This is a genomic window from Ligilactobacillus murinus DSM 20452 = NBRC 14221 (genome assembly GCF_001591685.1).
In the GTDB taxonomy this organism is placed as follows: domain Bacteria; phylum Bacillota; class Bacilli; order Lactobacillales; family Lactobacillaceae; genus Ligilactobacillus; species Ligilactobacillus murinus.
The window spans coordinates 1-862 of record NZ_BCVJ01000127.1; the positions used below are offsets into that span (position 1 = coordinate 1).

Sequence of the window (862 nt, forward strand, 5' to 3'; positions counted from 1 at the left end):
TCCACCCTGGGTTGGATCTGTTGGATCATTTGGATATTGTGGCGTTGGTGCATCTGGAATTGGGTTTCCTTCTGGATCAACTGGAATGATCTTGCCTAATGGACGGTAAACAACTTCTTCAGTCAAGTTTTCTTGTTTTGTATCCTTAGCTGCAACAGTTGCCTTATCAGCATAATAACCATCTACAAGTGGTGATTTTACAGCATCGTATTGCGCCTTATTCGCTGTCCAAGCTTCATTAGGATTCTTAACTTCACCAGTTACTGTATCAACAAGCAATGTCCGTGTCCAAGTAGATGTTTGAACATTGTCATCAGCAACTTTATTACCTTTATCATCAACATATGTGATCGTTGATGTGTAATCCTTACTGTATTGATCTTTAGCTGGCCATTTTGGACCATCTGGATCACTAGGATTGATCGGTGTGTCTGGTTCATGTGGGTCTGTTGGACCAACTGGTTTTTCACCGTGCTTTAAGATAACGTCAAAGACTTGGTCGGTGTTCTTATCGTTATCAAATGTTGCATCAGCTGGGAAACCATCACTTACCAAGACATAACCCTTGTCAGTCAATTCCTTGATCTTAGCTGCCGTCGAATAAGCGATCTTAGTTGAACTCTTACCTGTCACATTATCAGACGTGATCGTTTGACCCGTCGTTTCATCGATATAGTTGATCGTTGCTTTTTGATCATCGTAGTTGTAAATGACCTCTGTATCCTTGCCTGGATCTGTTGGTGTGACACTTGGTACTTCTGGTGTCATTCCTGGGATCTCTGGTACTGGTTGATCTGGTGTCGTCTTACCTGGATCTGTTGGATTATTTGGATATTGTGGTGTTGGTGCATCTGGAATTGGG

General features: G+C 42.2%; 1 protein-coding gene. It reads right to left on the minus strand.

All coding sequences use genetic code 11. The features are described 5' to 3' along the window. Positions 1-862 (minus strand): mucin-binding protein (locus LMU01S_RS10600; protein WP_439956669.1); only part of this gene is annotated, 862 nt, incomplete at both ends.